General features: G+C 47.2%; 14 protein-coding genes. 6 read left to right on the forward strand and 8 right to left on the reverse strand.

Annotated features, from left to right (window positions below):
- The first annotated feature begins 96 nt into the window (after positions 1-96).
- The 5 genes from nifH (at position 97) to ABF463_RS11100 (ending at position 4950) form a co-directional block, all read left to right on the forward strand.
- Entirely contained in the window at positions 97-921 is an 825-nt protein-coding gene (gene nifH / locus ABF463_RS11080; RefSeq protein WP_415533696.1) for a nitrogenase iron protein, read from the forward strand.
- Between the two features lie 103 nt (positions 922-1024).
- On the forward strand, positions 1025-2599 hold the full coding sequence (gene anfD / locus ABF463_RS11085; RefSeq protein WP_415533697.1) for a nitrogenase iron-iron protein, alpha chain: 1575 nt from the start codon (positions 1025-1027) through the stop codon (positions 2597-2599).
- 2 nt (positions 2600-2601) lie between these two features.
- Positions 2602-2955: a Fe-only nitrogenase subunit delta gene (anfG, locus tag ABF463_RS11090; protein ID WP_415533698.1), complete on the forward strand. Its 354-nt coding sequence runs from the start codon at positions 2602-2604 to the stop codon at positions 2953-2955.
- 13 nt (positions 2956-2968) lie between these two features.
- Positions 2969-4357 carry a Fe-only nitrogenase subunit beta gene (gene anfK, locus ABF463_RS11095; protein ID WP_415533699.1) on the forward strand — a complete coding sequence of 463 codons (1389 nt, stop codon included), beginning with the start codon at positions 2969-2971 and terminating at the stop codon, positions 4355-4357.
- Between the two features lie 131 nt (positions 4358-4488).
- Complete coding sequence (locus tag ABF463_RS11100) at positions 4489-4950, forward strand: hypothetical protein (RefSeq protein WP_415533700.1); 462 nt, start codon at positions 4489-4491, stop codon at positions 4948-4950.
- Positions 4951-5151: 201 nt separating this feature from the next.
- Here ABF463_RS11100 and ABF463_RS11105 read toward each other — a convergent pair whose 3' ends face one another.
- The 7 genes from ABF463_RS11105 to rfbF form a co-directional block, all read right to left on the reverse strand.
- On the reverse strand, positions 5152-5301 hold the full coding sequence (locus ABF463_RS11105) for a hypothetical protein (protein WP_415533701.1): 150 nt from the start codon (positions 5299-5301) through the stop codon (positions 5152-5154).
- 419 nt (positions 5302-5720) lie between these two features.
- Positions 5721-7277 carry a glycosyltransferase family 2 protein gene (locus tag ABF463_RS11110; RefSeq protein ID WP_415533702.1) on the reverse strand — a complete coding sequence of 519 codons (1557 nt, stop codon included), beginning with the start codon at positions 7275-7277 and terminating at the stop codon, positions 5721-5723.
- Positions 7278-7295: 18 nt separating this feature from the next.
- Positions 7296-8792: an aldo/keto reductase gene (locus ABF463_RS11115; protein ID WP_415533703.1), complete on the reverse strand. Its 1497-nt coding sequence runs from the start codon at positions 8790-8792 to the stop codon at positions 7296-7298.
- The gene (locus ABF463_RS11120) at positions 8792-9604 is read right to left on the reverse strand and encodes a radical SAM protein (RefSeq protein WP_415533704.1); all 813 of its coding nucleotides are present in this window, start codon (positions 9602-9604) and stop codon (positions 8792-8794) included. The genes ABF463_RS11115 and ABF463_RS11120 overlap by 1 nt, the downstream gene beginning before the upstream one ends.
- A 13-nt stretch (positions 9605-9617) precedes the next feature.
- Positions 9618-10424, reverse strand: coding sequence for a radical SAM protein (locus ABF463_RS11125; protein ID WP_415533705.1), 807 nt, complete (start codon positions 10422-10424; stop codon positions 9618-9620).
- The gene (locus tag ABF463_RS11130) at positions 10411-11328 is read right to left on the reverse strand and encodes a glycosyltransferase family 2 protein (RefSeq protein ID WP_415533706.1); all 918 of its coding nucleotides are present in this window, start codon (positions 11326-11328) and stop codon (positions 10411-10413) included. Before ABF463_RS11130 ends, ABF463_RS11125 begins: the two co-directional genes overlap by 14 nt.
- The gene (rfbF, locus tag ABF463_RS11135) at positions 11316-12098 is read right to left on the reverse strand and encodes a glucose-1-phosphate cytidylyltransferase (RefSeq protein WP_415533707.1); all 783 of its coding nucleotides are present in this window, start codon (positions 12096-12098) and stop codon (positions 11316-11318) included. Before rfbF ends, ABF463_RS11130 begins: the two co-directional genes overlap by 13 nt.
- Positions 12099-13280: 1182 nt before the next feature.
- Here rfbF and ABF463_RS11140 point away from each other — a divergent pair.
- A complete protein-coding gene (locus tag ABF463_RS11140) occupies positions 13281-13415 on the forward strand; it encodes a hypothetical protein (protein WP_415533708.1) in 135 nt (44 codons plus the stop codon).
- 482 nt (positions 13416-13897) lie between these two features.
- On the opposite strand, the gene ABF463_RS11145 is transcribed toward ABF463_RS11140, so the two are convergent.
- Entirely contained in the window at positions 13898-14332 is a 435-nt protein-coding gene (locus tag ABF463_RS11145; RefSeq protein WP_415533709.1) for a hypothetical protein, read from the reverse strand.
- Between the last annotated feature and the right edge of the window lie 59 nt (positions 14333-14391).

Consider the following 14391-nt stretch of genomic DNA (forward strand, 5'->3'; position numbering starts at 1 on the left):
CACCATCCGGTTTCCGGATGCGGTGGCGCTCTTTTGCATATTATACGCATAAAACCTGCATGCGGCGGATGCCGCGCATCGAAAGGAGCAAAATTCATGAAAAAGGTTGCTATTTACGGCAAAGGCGGCATCGGCAAATCCACCACCACACAGAACACAGCTGCGGCGCTCGCGCATTTTCACAACAAAAAAGTCTTCATCCACGGGTGCGACCCCAAAGCGGATTCCACCCGTCTGATCCTCGGCGGCAAACCGCAGAAGACTTTGATGGACGTGCTTCGCGAAGAAGGCGCGGAAAAAGTTGATAAGGATAAGATTGTCAAACGCGGCTACATGGACATCCAGTGCGTGGAGTCGGGTGGGCCGGAGCCGGGTGTCGGCTGCGCAGGCCGCGGCGTCATCACCGCCATCGACCTGATGGAAGCGCAGGGCGCTTACACCAACGATCTGGATTTCCTCTTTTTTGATGTTCTCGGTGACGTTGTGTGCGGCGGTTTTGCAATGCCCCTGCGCGACGGCAAGGCGCAGGAGGTCTACATTGTGGCCTCGGGTGAGATGATGGCCATCTACGCCGCCAACAATATCTGTAAAGGCCTGCTCAAATACGCCCGCCAGAGCGGCGTACGTCTGGGCGGAATCATCTGCAACAGCCGCAACGTTGACCGCGAGCGCGAGTTTCTCGATGAATTCACCGCTGCCATCGGCACCCAGATGATTCACTTTGTCCCCCGTGACAATATCGTGCAGAAGGCCGAGTTCAACAAAAAAACCGTCACCGAATACGACGATCAGGTCAATCAGGCCAAAGAGTATGCCACGCTTGGTCAAAAAATGATCGAAAACGAAAATTTTGTTATTCCTCATCCGCTGGAAATGAGCGAGCTTGAGGCCATGGTCGTCAAATACGGCATCGCCGATTAAATGCCTGTCCGACATGCCGTATGCATGCACACCGATGAAACCGGCGACACCGTTCTATGCTGACCCGCAGACGGTAAAACAGCTCTGAAAAGGAGGAACAACCATGCCATACCATACATTTAAATGCAGCGAATGCATCCCCGAACGCACCAAACACGCGGTCGTGAAAGGCGAGACTGAAACCCTGGCCGACGTGCTGCCGGAAGGCTACCTCAACACCATCCCCGGCACCATTTCCGAGCGTGGCTGCGCCTATTGCGGCGCCAAGCATGTGATTGGCACCCCGATGAAGGACGTCATCCACCTCAGCCACGGCCCGGTGGGCTGCACTTATGATACATGGCAGACCAAGCGTTATATCAGCGACAATGATAATTTCCAACTTAAATACACGTTTGCCACCGACATGAAAGAAAAACACGTTATCTTCGGTGCAGAAAAACTGCTCAAAGATTCCATTCTGGAAGCTTTCAAGGCATTCCCGAATATCAAGCGCATGACCATTTACCAGACCTGTGCCTCAGCGCTCATCGGTGACGACGCCAACGCTATCGCGCAGGAGGTTATGGACGAAAATCCGGACGTGGATATTTTTGTCTGCAATTCGCCCGGATTTGCCGGTCCCAGCCAGTCCGGTGGCCACCACAAAATCAATATCGCGTGGATCAACCAGAAAGTCGGGCAGGTGGAACCGCAGATCACCAGCGATTATGTCATCAACTATATCGGCGAATACAACATCCAGGGCGACCAGGAGGTTATGGCCGATTATTTCAAGCGCATGGGTATCCAAGTGCTTTCTACTTTTACCGGCAACGGTTCATATGACGATTTGCGTGCCATGCACCGCGCAAACCTCAATGTGTTGGAATGCGCGCGTTCTGCCGAATATATCGCCAACGAGCTGCGTAAGCGTTACAACATCCCTCGTATGGACATCGACGGTTTCGGTTTCAAGCCGATGGCCGAATCACTGCGCAAAATCGGGCTTTTCTTCGGCATAGAAGACCGCGCCAATGCCATCATCGAGGAAGAATACGCCCGCTGGAAGCCTGAATTTGACTGGTACGCCCGTCGGCTCAAAGGTGTGAAAGTTGCGCTGTGGCCCGGCGGCTCGAAACTATGGCACTGGGCGCATGTCATCCACGCGGAGATGGGTATGGAAGTCGTTTCCGTCTACACCAAGTTCGGACATCAGGGCGACATGGAAAAAGGCATCTCCCGCTGCGAATCCGGTGCGCTGGCCATTGACGACCCGAACGAACTGGAAGGCATTGAGGCCATGAAAACCTTGAAGCCCGACGTTATTTTCACCGGCGTGCGCCCGGGTGAGGTTGCCAAGAAACTGCGCGTGCAGTACCTCAACGCCCACGCCTACCACAACGGGCCGTACAAAGGCTTTGAGGGCTGGGTACGCTTTGCGCGCGACATCTACAACGCCGTTTATTCCCCCATGCACCAGCTTTCCGGCGTGGACATCAGCAAAGACCCCATCGCGGCGGATTACGGCTTTAAGACCCGCACGATGATTTCTGACAAAAAATTGGATCTATCCGTTCCCCTTCCGGCGGAAGAACACCCCTACACCGGTGGGTTCGATAGCGTGACCAAACTGCGCAGCCGCACCTATGCCATGGTCAAGACCCCGGCCATGGCAGGTGCGCCGGAGGAGGTCTGAACATGACGATATTGACTCTGGATGAGAAGGTTGACGCGTTGACCGACTATATTATGAAATGGTGCCTGTGGCAATTCCACTCCCGCGTGTGGGACCGTGAACGGCAGAACGAAGGGATATTACGCATCACCTGCCAGCTGCTCTGCGGCGAGGAAGTGGACATTGCGGATCCTTCCGAACGGTGCTATTGGGCGGACGCCGTGGTGATGGCGCGCGATTACAAGAAGGATTACCCATGGATCAACGAAATGACGCCCGAAACAATCAAGCCGATGATGGCCGCACTGAAAGACCGCATCGACTATCTGACCGTAAAAGGATCACTGAATAAAGAACTGACCGATCCGCTCTACTGAAAGGAGATTCCACATGCCCTGTGAACTGAAAGAACGGCAGCGCGGCGGCCTTATTAACCCCATTTTTACCTGCCAGCCCGCGGGCGCACAGTACGCGAGTATCGGCATCAAGGACTGCATCGCCATCGTCCACGGCGGGCAGGGCTGCGTAATGTTCGTGCGGCTGCTGTTTGCCCAGCACTTCAAAGATAATTTCGACATCGCCTCGTCCTCGCTGCATGAGGACTGCGCGGTACTCGGCGCGGTAAACCGTGTGGAAGAGGCCGTGGACGTTCTGCTTATGCGTTATCCGCATATCCGCGTGGTGCCCATCATCACCACCTGCTCCACCGAAATCATCGGTGACGATGTGGACGGAGTTATCCTCAAGCTCAACAACGGCCTGCTCAAAGAAAAATACGCCGACCGCGACGTGAAACTTATCTGCGTGCATTCCCCCAGCTTTCGCGGCAGCATGGTCAGCGGTTATGATGTGGCGGTGGAATCATTTGTCAAAGCGCTGGCCAAAAAAGGTGAACCCAACGGCAAAATCAACCTGATGACCGGCTGGGTCAACCCCGGCGACGTGAAGGAACTCAAACACCTGCTTTCCGTGATGGATGTGGAAGCGAACGTGCTGTTTGAAATCGAGAATTTCGATTCGCCTCTAATGCCCAAAGGGGACTGCGTTTCCCACGGTGACACCACCGTGGAGGATCTTGAGGACACAGCCAATGCCGTCGGCACCATCGCGCTCAACCGCTACGAGGTCACCAAGGCCGCGCGGTATCTGGAAGACAAATTCAAGGTGCCGGCCGTCATCGGGCCTACACCCATCGGTATCCGCAACACGGATGCCTTTCTGGACAATGTGCGCCAAATGACCGGCAAGCCCATCCCCGAACAACTGGTGCGCGAGCGCGGCATCGCCATCGACGCCATCACAGACCTCACACACATGTTTTTTGCGGATAAAAAGGTAGCTATTTACGGAAACCCCGATCTCGTTATCGGCCTCGCGCAGTTCTGCATTGATATGGAAATGCAGCCTGTGCTGCTGCTCTTGGGGGACGACAACGCCTTCTACGGCAACGACCCCCGCATCAAAGAGCTGCAGGAAAACGTGGACTTCGACATGGAAGTAGTCACCAACGCCGACCTGTGGGAACTGGAAGACCGCATCAAAAACAAAGGACTGGAGCTCGATCTTATCCTCGGTCACTCCAAAGGGCGTTTTACCTCCATCGACTGCGGCGTGCCCATGCTCCGCGTCGGTTTTCCCGTCTATGACCGCGCGGGCTACTACCGCCATCCCGTCATGGGGTACGCAGGCGCGACATGGCTGGCCGAGGAGATGGCCAATGTACTCTTCACCGACATGGAATACAAGAAAAACAAGGAATGGATTCTGAATGTCTGGTAAATCGGCACGTCGGTGATACCGGCCGCCCTTGATTTGCGTACTCTTTTTTACTCATACAAGAACCTTGAACGCTGCCGGGACCGAACCTACCATTCGGACACCGGCAGCGTCCGCATGAGGGAGGCATTTTAATGTACCGTCAAAAACGCGGGGAACCGGATTACGAAGCATTCGACAAGGATTTTTCGGATGCGGTGGGTTACCACCGTTGCGCAGAGCGGTTCCTAGCGCAGGGTGAGCGCGTCAGTCTGGTATTCAATGTCGCTTCCTGCGCGCTGGAACGCTATCTGGTCGCTATTTGCGACGCGTTCGGCGTCATGCCGCTCAACCACAATTATAACTGTCTGATGGACGAGGTAGAGCAGCTGCTCCCTGTGCCACCCAGGCTGTGCGCGGACATCCGCGCGCTGGACGGAATCTTCGGCATCTGTTCACTGGACGATTATCACCACGGCGTACCGGAAGAACCAGATATGCGCCAAGTGCTTGCCCTTTGCAGCGAAGTGGAAGCAATGTTTGACAACTCAGCGTTTACCGCCGCACGCGCGGCCTGCACTTCGGCTGAAAATCCGGTACCGGACTCTCATGTATAAAGCCCGCTGGGCGGTCAATGCACCCGCGTGGACTTCAACAATATAAAAACCTGTATGCAGTATTCAAAACACAGTATTGACGACGATTTTTTAACAGGGCTGCATTAAAACGCTCGAATACATCAAGCATTCCCGCACTTTTTGCTTGCCCTGCAAAAAGTCTTCCGACACCCCTGCATCCCTCTTTTGTGCGTACAGAATCTAAAACAGTAAATACGCCGCGCGCAAGTTCGGGTCCAGGCAATGCCGATATTTATGTAGAAGGATGCGCTTGGTGGGAATCTTCTGGTTGATCCGTACAGCTTGCGCGATACAATCTTTCGGAATGTAGCGTGAATCATTATGTATCATAATTGTTGGCCCTCCCGGATAGCGGTGTATGGAGTAAGGCTGTGAAAGTTATATAACTATCCGGGATGACCTATTCCCTTCTGTGCTGATCGGAGGGGAATTTTTTATGCAGAAAAGCCCTGCTTACCGCTGTGCGTATCATATTTCAAGAAACAGGAACTGATTCTCGCTTTGTACCTCATAAGAGTTGGGGAAGCTCTGAACAAATGGCGCAAATGGAGATTCCCAACAAAACGAGGGCCAAAAATGTAACACTGACTGTACCGCATAGATAAGCCATTTATTCAAAATTTGCGTTTGGTATGTGGCACTCTTCTTTTGCCATTTTTTGTAGGTCAGTTGAACACGGATTTAAGAATGTTTTCTTATCACTGGATAATAGGAAAACGCAAATCACGGTATGGCACTCAAAATGATTTCTAATTTGAAGGTGACTGGTGTATTTCAAACCCTCTATTTTCCAAATTATTTCTGAACGATTTGAAATCTGCATCGTCTGGCATAATTTTATCCCAGTCGTCCAGTTCTTCCCATGCGTCTTTCGGCCGGGAAACTTCTAACAACCATGCAATTTGTTTCTTTTTAAATGCGATAAAATCATCCGTACGATTTAATGAAGCGGATAAATTCAGGCCCAGCGTCAGAAGCTCCTCCGAGTGGACGACGGATAGATCGTCCTGCCGAACGAGTGCTTCCTGTACGTCTCTCCATGCCTCTTCCTTGTCTTTTTGCAATAGAGAGACGACGATATCACCATAATCATTTAAAAATTCCATGCTTAATTTTGCAAGGAAAGGAGACTTTGAGGCTATAGAAAGAATTTGTGAAGAAACATGATTTGATAATTCTTTGCCGTCGCATTTTGCCTTGATTTTTGTCAAAAGTATAAACGTCCGGCTGACGGGCCATCCTGTAATATTGGAAGGAATCAAGTGCAACGTGGCAAAAAGGTCAGCAGCCAAATTCAAACCCTTGTCTTCAGCTGTCTCAGGTTGTGACAGCACCCATTGCAGAATCTGACGGAACAGATTGCTTTTTTGCTCTGCCATACCGTTCCATTTAACAAGCTCTTGCGTGTGGGTATCCTGGAAAATGTCGCGTAGCTTATCCAACTTTTCTATAACATTTATGTTCGCGTTGAGCATAACGAATATGGTGTTTGTAATTGCATTTAGATAAAAACCAAACAAATAGTTTTGGTTTTCCTGACTGATTGAGCCATACGCGGAAACGAGGAACTCACGCGTTGTATCTATAAAAATGCGATTGGATACAATCCGTTTTTCATCGAACTGGTAGGAAACAGATTTATGGGAAATATAGTATTTATGAAGTGATTTAGCAATAATGCTCACGCAGTTGGCGTTACGAAAGGCTTCCATCGCAAAAATAGTATCTCCACCATAAGAGACCTTTTTTACATTGTCAAAATTGCATTTACGAAGCACGGATAATGAGTATAATTTTCCCCATATGGTGCAAGCATATGGGAAATACTGAACAAACTGTTCTGGGCGTCCAAGGCCTTTCAAAATGATGTTTTGTTGAAGTTTCTGCACAGATATGATATGCCCTGTGGTTGCATCTACAACATCGTTTCCACATGCAACAATATCGGCCTGGCTTTCGTCAATTGATTGCAACATCTTTTCAAGAAATACTGGTGAATACTCATCATCTGCATCAAGGTTCGAATAGTAACCAGTTTCAAAACAGTTTAATATTTGAGATAATGCATCCACAAAATACCATCTATTGTTTTTTTCTAAACTTATCATTTGTATTTTATTATGCTTTTGAGCATATTTTGCGATTATATCTCCAGTATGATCAACAGAACCGTTATCAGCACAATAGCAGATCCAGTTTTTATAAGACTGGTTTAAAATACTTTTAATCGCGCGTGAAATTGTCTTTTCAGCATTATATGCTTGCATATAGAAAATGATCTTAGGCGTGGAAATAGCTTTTTCCAAATGTGTGTCTCCTTTTCACTAATAGACCCAAGGCACATCGCTTTTCGTGTGAAGTTTTATTACGTCAATGTTGATTTGTTTATATTGCTTAACACGGTCATATATTTCGTCGGTATAAATATAATTGCTGATTAAAATGCAATCGGGCTTTAGAACATTTATGTCGTCAGGAGCATAGATGCGCAATCCATTGGCTATTTTCCCCCATTGTGCTGGGTTACTGTCAAACAACATACACTCAAAATCCGGTGGTCCAAAGAACTGGTGATATAGTTCCAGTACATACGTGCAATAACCACCGCCTGGATAGAAGCCCACTTTTTTATAGTTTTTTCCGTTTAATAATGCAGATAGACGATTCTTCATATCGGTTAACGAAAATTTGGATTCCGTAATCCGGTTGCTTGTATCATCAAGACTGTCGCAAATGTTTAGCTTTTGAGTACATCTGCTTTCACATCGCCTGCATCGGACACATTTGTTTTCCGATATCAGGGGAATATATTGAAATGATTGTTTCATTTCCCGGAATAATTGAATGTTTTTAAGCACTCGTGGATCTGAACGTCCATACATTGCAGATGCTGAAAAATTCATTGCATTCCTACTTTGCATAATCGTTGAAATAGGAATGCCCTGTGGACAATCCATACAATAGTTACAACCCGTACAGAAATTCCCAAGTTCGTGCAAAGATCCTTCAACACGCTTAATACGGCGCTCATCAGGCTCTGTGTTTGAGCCATTGAAAGCTGAAAGATTTTCCCTTAATTCTTCCATGGAGGACACGCCCGATAACACGATCTTTACGGCAGGCTGCGCCGCGACAAATCGCAATGCCGCCTGCACGGTGCTTTCGTGTTTTGAGCTCCTTGCAAAAGAGAAGTAATCATAATTCTGCGGAATAACCCCGCCGCCAAGCGGATTCATTGTTATCAGCCCTACATTATGTTTCAAAGCTGCGTCTAGCACCGGCTGCATCATGCCGCTACTAATTAAAGAATAGGAGATTGTTATCGCGCCAAACGCACCGCTTTCAATAATTTTGATAACATCTTTCGGCGAGGCATGAACGGAACAATAGATTTGATCAATAATCCCGGCTCTTTTAAGCTTTACAGCACCATCGTAAAGCCCATCCGTTCGCATAATAGCTCGAAATTCTTCGTAGTTCGCAATGCTCCATATGACAAAAAAGGCAGCGTGGTCAATTCCCATTGCAGCCAAAGATGTTTCGGCACGTCTTTGCGCATCATCAGCGGTTTTGTCAACGCCGTAACTTGACTTTATCGTAACGAAGTACGGTTTATTGGTTTGAGCAAATGCGCGTTTTAGAACGGTTTGTGCCATTCCTCGGGAATACGTGTGCGCCACATCAATATAATTTACGCCTGCATTAAGCGCTTCAAGCACAATGCGGACGGATGCGTCGATCCCCACCTCGTCATCAAATGACTTAATTGGAAAACGATTTGTTCCCAAACCAAGACGGAATATATTTTCAAGCGATGACATCAAGCCTGTTCTCCTGCCGGAAATCTTGGCGAGTTCTCCGGGTCAAATCCGTTGCACCAATTGCAAGCTTCCAGCAGCTGTTTTCCAAATTGACTTACGCGCTGCTTTTTAACCTCGAGAGGAATATCGTTGTTAAACATATCAACAAATTCTGGCAAGCCGACATTTTTAGAAATATAACCAAGTTCCACAAGCATGGTAGACCATGAACAATTATGCAATTTTCCTTTCAATGTGGCCGGGCAACTGTACTGAGCCAAATGGCATCGTGAAAACACAGCTTTTCCGGCGTCCGGGTAATGTTTCTTTTGAATTGGATGGCCATTATCAATCCAGCCGCCGCAATGCTGATGATCTCCATAATATTGGATTACGCGCAGTTCCATACCGTTCGCTTTCCACAAATCAGCGATTTGGGCTGTGTTTTTAGAAAGCGCTGCACCATAATCATCAACTACGAGTTTTAGTTTTCCGTCAGATGACTTTATCACGTCGACTAATTTCTGATCGGGAATAATGGTTCCATTAAAAAATATTCTCAAATCACCAAATTTTTTGGAATAGTTCAAGCAGTAGTTCGCCAACTCATATATACTTGGGTATAGCAAAGGTTCTCCACCCGAGATTGTCAAATTTTCAATATAGTCGTAAATTTCAAATAGACAATTAATTTCATGTTTCAACTGTTCCAATGGCACATGCTCTCCGCAAGCGCGTTTACGGAATTCAGGCATTATAGTAGCACACGTTTTACAGTTAAGCGTACACTTTGTTGTTACGTGGATAGCTAACTGTTTCTCGGAAAGATTCATCTTCTGATTCTCCTTATATTTGTTCCGCTGCGGGGAACCTCTTGCTGACATCGCTTGTACCTTGGTTACCGGAGCAGTAATCGCAAGCAAGCAAACTATGTGTAGCAGCAATTCGCTCAAATTTTGCGCATTTTTCTTGCGCCGTGCTGCTGTCAAACAAATCCACATAATCAGCCGGATTGTCCGGCAATTGTCCAAGCTCCATCCCACGCTGTGAGCGGGTACACCAATGAACCTTGCCGTCACGTGTCCGCCAATTACCAAGCATATCACGCGTGACAGCACAGTCAAGAAAAACTCTCGATAACACCTCATCCGACCTGTTATAAGGTTTCCACTCTCCAAAATCGACCCAACCGCCGAAGGACTGATTGTCGCCGTAGTATTTTTCGACTTTACAGGATATGTTTGCGGCAATCAGCATTTTAGCAGTCTCGATTTCATGGGCAGGGTTTATTCCATACTGAGAGAGTTGCACAACGATCCTGTCTTTGTATTTTTTCAGCGTTTCAAGCAACTGCGATTTTAATGGCACCGTGCTATTACTGAACAACATAAGGCGGTCAATCCTGTCCGAGTACTGCATAGCACACTCGATCATTTCGGAAAGCTGTGGGTGTAAAAACGGCTCACCGCCGCCCGTAAGATGCAATGTAGTCACGCAATCAATGGTACTAAATAATGCATCGAGTATAGCGCGCTCTTCGTCAACTGTCATATCTGGAAATGGCCTGTTTTGCGGTATATACTCACAGCATAACTTGCAGTTCAAGTTACACCGCGTTAGTATAATAAGAGAAAATTTATTAAGAGCAAACATACCTTTTAACCCATTCTTTCTCAAATTCCTGTGTCAGACTGCACACTATAAATTTCTCTTGGTATTCCCGTAATTCCTTTTTTATTTTTCCACATTGACTCTCACAGTCGCGCAATTTCAAACGCGTAATCTTTTCGAGCATGGAAAGCATAAACGACCATTCAAAATACCGCCAAGCTAACACGTTGTCTGGAAAATGAGCAATCAGCCATTCTGTGCGCTCTCGATATACGGAAAGGTACTCGTTGAGCGTTGCAGCATCCAAAAGGCTATGGTTCGTCGTCCACGCGGAATTGTTCCCGCCGTGTCGCTCAAACGTATATTTGGGTAGACCGTGATAGGCAATCCGCTGTGCTCTGGCCATAATACGCGGCATCAACTCAATGTCATCATATTTTGACGTTGCCGAAAATCGAAGACCATCGAACAGAGTCGCCCTAAAGAGCTTTGCCGGAAACGCTACATTGTACTTTTTTCGCCACATCAGTTCAATGAGAGCTTCTTCCGCAGTCATTATACGCTTCTCGTCAAATACTTTATCCGTCGCGCCGCAAATCGCCATATCGGTGCTGTACTCCACTGCAAGATCTAACAGAAATTTCAGATAATCCGGTTCGCAATAGTCGTCGTCGTCGATAAAAGCAATGTAGTCACCTTTTGCCGCGTCCAGCCCCGCATTGCGTCCGGAGCCAATATTTCCACACTTACGGTGAATGACGCGAATGCGTGCATCCTCTGCGGCGGCATGCTCCGCAATCTCTCCGCTGGCATCGGTTGAGCCGTTATCTATGATGATGAACTCAAATTCTTGAAAGGTTTGGTTCTGGATACTTCTAATTGCGCGTTCAACAAGGGTCTCCCGGTTATATGTGAGCATGATAACTGAAATTTTCAATCTTCCCACACTCTCCAGGGAGCCTTTTGCTCTGCCCAAAGCGCTTCCAATGCATATTTGTCGCGCTGGGTGTCCATGCACTTCCAGAACCCGTCATATTTATAAGCATCCAATTGACCGGCCGCCGCCAACTTTTCCAGCGGCGCGCGCTCAAAAATCTCATCCTCGCGGTTTTCAATGTAATTGAACACTTCCGGTTCCAGCACCATGAAGCCGGCATTGATCCATCCGCCGTCCTCCGTGGCCTTCTCACGGAAATTTGTAATAACATTGTGTGCATTCACTTCCAGCACACCGTAGCGCCCCCCAGGTTGCACGGCCATCATGGTAGCCAGCCGTTTATTTTTTCTGTGAAAAGACAAGATGTCCGGGATACTCACATCGCTGATCCCGTCACCATATGTCAACAGAAACGCTTCCTTGCCAATATAGTTCTGAATGCACTTAATACGCCCGCCAGTCTGGGTATTCAGCCCGGTATCTACCAAAGTCACACGCCAAGGTTCGGCAATGTTGTTGTGAACCACCATCTGGTTTCCATTGGTAAAATCAAAAGTCACATCCGACATATGTAGGTAATAATCAGCAAAATATTCCTTGATAACATAGCCTTTGTAACCCAGGCAGATAACAAAATCATTGAATCCGTAATGAGAATACAGCTTCATGATATGCCACAGAATGGGCTTTTCACCGATTTCAATCATGGGCTTGGGCTTTAGGTACGATTCCTCGCTAATGCGTGTGCCAAGCCCTCCAGCCAATATGACGGTTTTCATATCACAACCACCTCTTTTGCCTGTCGCAACACGTCTGACCCATCTGCAGTTTGGCAGTTTTTCTACAATCATACCAACCCTTGGAGCAGAATGCAATTCAGCTCAACATATTTATCGACAATTTTTTTAAAAAAGAAATAGCTTATACGAAAAAACTTTGCAAAATACATTTCTGCTTGCTTAAGCGTTCCGGAAAAGTCAAAAAAAGCGTACACCCGGGCAAGTAGCAGTTAAGTAACACGATTTGTAAAAACTTCGCTTGTTGGGAAATACCCCCAAGCCCCGTATTTTCGCTGGTGGCCCCCTACACAAAGGCAACATGGACAACTTCGAGGGCAACAAAACCGATCTGAAAATCTACGCAAGGGCAGCCGTATAGGCAATTCTGTGTAAAGTGTGCATTGTGTGTAAGGGGTGTGATTTTGAACCACACTTTTTTTCGTTGTAATTTTGAAAAATGTGGTGTAATATATTGTCCAAAGGGGATGAAAAATATGGCAAAAAGTGATGTGCTTCTACTCGCGAATATTCTCATCGGCGCTTATGAGCAAAATTCAGCAATCAAGCCATCCATGTTCTATATGGTGGACAAATATTTGTAGAAAAAGACCCTTCAGATGCAAAGCCCGCTCCAGATGTTCCCTATAAGGTACTGGTCGGCCAATCCGAGTTAAAATCTTATTACGACGAATTCAAGAAAAATAATTCCAAAGAGAAGCTGGCTTTACAGATTGCAGATTCTATCATAGCGAGTTTGATTTAAGGGTGCTTATGTTGCAGGTTGCCTTTCGGTTATGATAGGTAGTCTGTTTTTAGCATTTATAGTATTTATAGAGCCTGTCCCATACTCGTATATGGGGCAAAATCAGCGGAAAGCAGGCCATTTTATCCTGGTATGGGGCAAGGTATGGGGCGTTTTCTTAAAAATGGACATAGAAAAACCGCTCGGACTTGCCAGAAATGGCTTATCTAAGCGGTTTGTTTTGGTTGCGGGAGTGCGCAACACGGCGTGTTTACATATAGGTACGCCCGAAGCTCGTTGATCGCATAACAGAGAAAAGCTATTTCTTCATGCTAGTATTTTGCACTAGCGACACTCTGGCGCGCTCCAACCCTCGTGCGGCTGCGTCCTTGATCTCATGGTAGCCATTAGCAGTTGGAATCTGGAATTTACGTAAGCCGTTGACCGAAGAGCTGTTGGCAGATCCGGTGGTGTTCTGGCTGAACATGCCGGCCTATACAGCACATACCGAAGCACTGCATCTGATGATTGTCAGATGGCTGGTGGGGTGCACCGGCAGCCGTATCGGCCCTTGAAATGCTAATTGCCGTTGAGGTGCAGACTGTTTTGGCGCACACCTTCCTGCATCAAAAGGGTACTTCACCGCATTGCGGGGCGGGCGATGTGCTTATCCACGCACATCCCGGCTGGAAAACACGCTGCTGGGCGATGGCGATCCCTATCACAGAGAAACCATTTGGACGACGGATGCTACTTTTCGCGAAATGGACTAGGCTATCGCGTGTTATAAAGTACAAGGCGTTTTAGCAACCTCTGCAAAGTACGCGGTAAGCACTTTCTACAGCGTGCGCGTCTGCAACCTTACAACCGCCAGCGTCGTAACGCCGCCATCGGCAATGTCACACCGGCGGAATTCCGGCGGCGATTTTACCAGCAGCGGGCGGAATGACCCGCAATTTTGGATATTCTTTGGTTTTAGCCGATTGCACTACTCCACACCGTCCATCAAATCGGGTATGGCTCAATTCAGCTTGTGATATTCCTTGAGTACAGGTTCTTATTGTACTTTATCAAGTAAGCATTGTGCAAAGACTTGAATTTGATTTGGGGTCACGTTATTGCTTTTTCTGTTTTGGTCGATTTCTTCTGTTGTAAACGACCCGCTGGCATAACGTTGTAATGTTTCCCGTGCTTCTACATCGTTGTTTCTTAAAAGTATTTCAGCAAAAGAGTGAACTCGTCTCCAATCTTTCGTCACAAATTCCTGTTTTGCCACAGAATACAGTAGAGTATCATCAGATTGGTCAAAAAAAGCATCAGGATATGCTTTGATGTTTGAATCTCCATATTGATACGTTATCAAGCAATTATCTTGACTCACCCATTCATAGCATGTCAAATCATTTTTGCTATAAACCATTTTAATTTCCGGCATTGAAAAATTCCCATTTATTTGATAAGATGCGATTGCTGCCTCATTTTTTTCTGACAAGAATATATAAATCATTGTTTTAGTAGGACCATTTATATTAGATGTGAAATACTATAAAT

The sequence above is a fragment of the Ethanoligenens sp. genome (assembly GCF_047718355.1).
GTDB lineage: Bacteria > Bacillota > Clostridia > Oscillospirales > Ethanoligenentaceae > Ethanoligenens.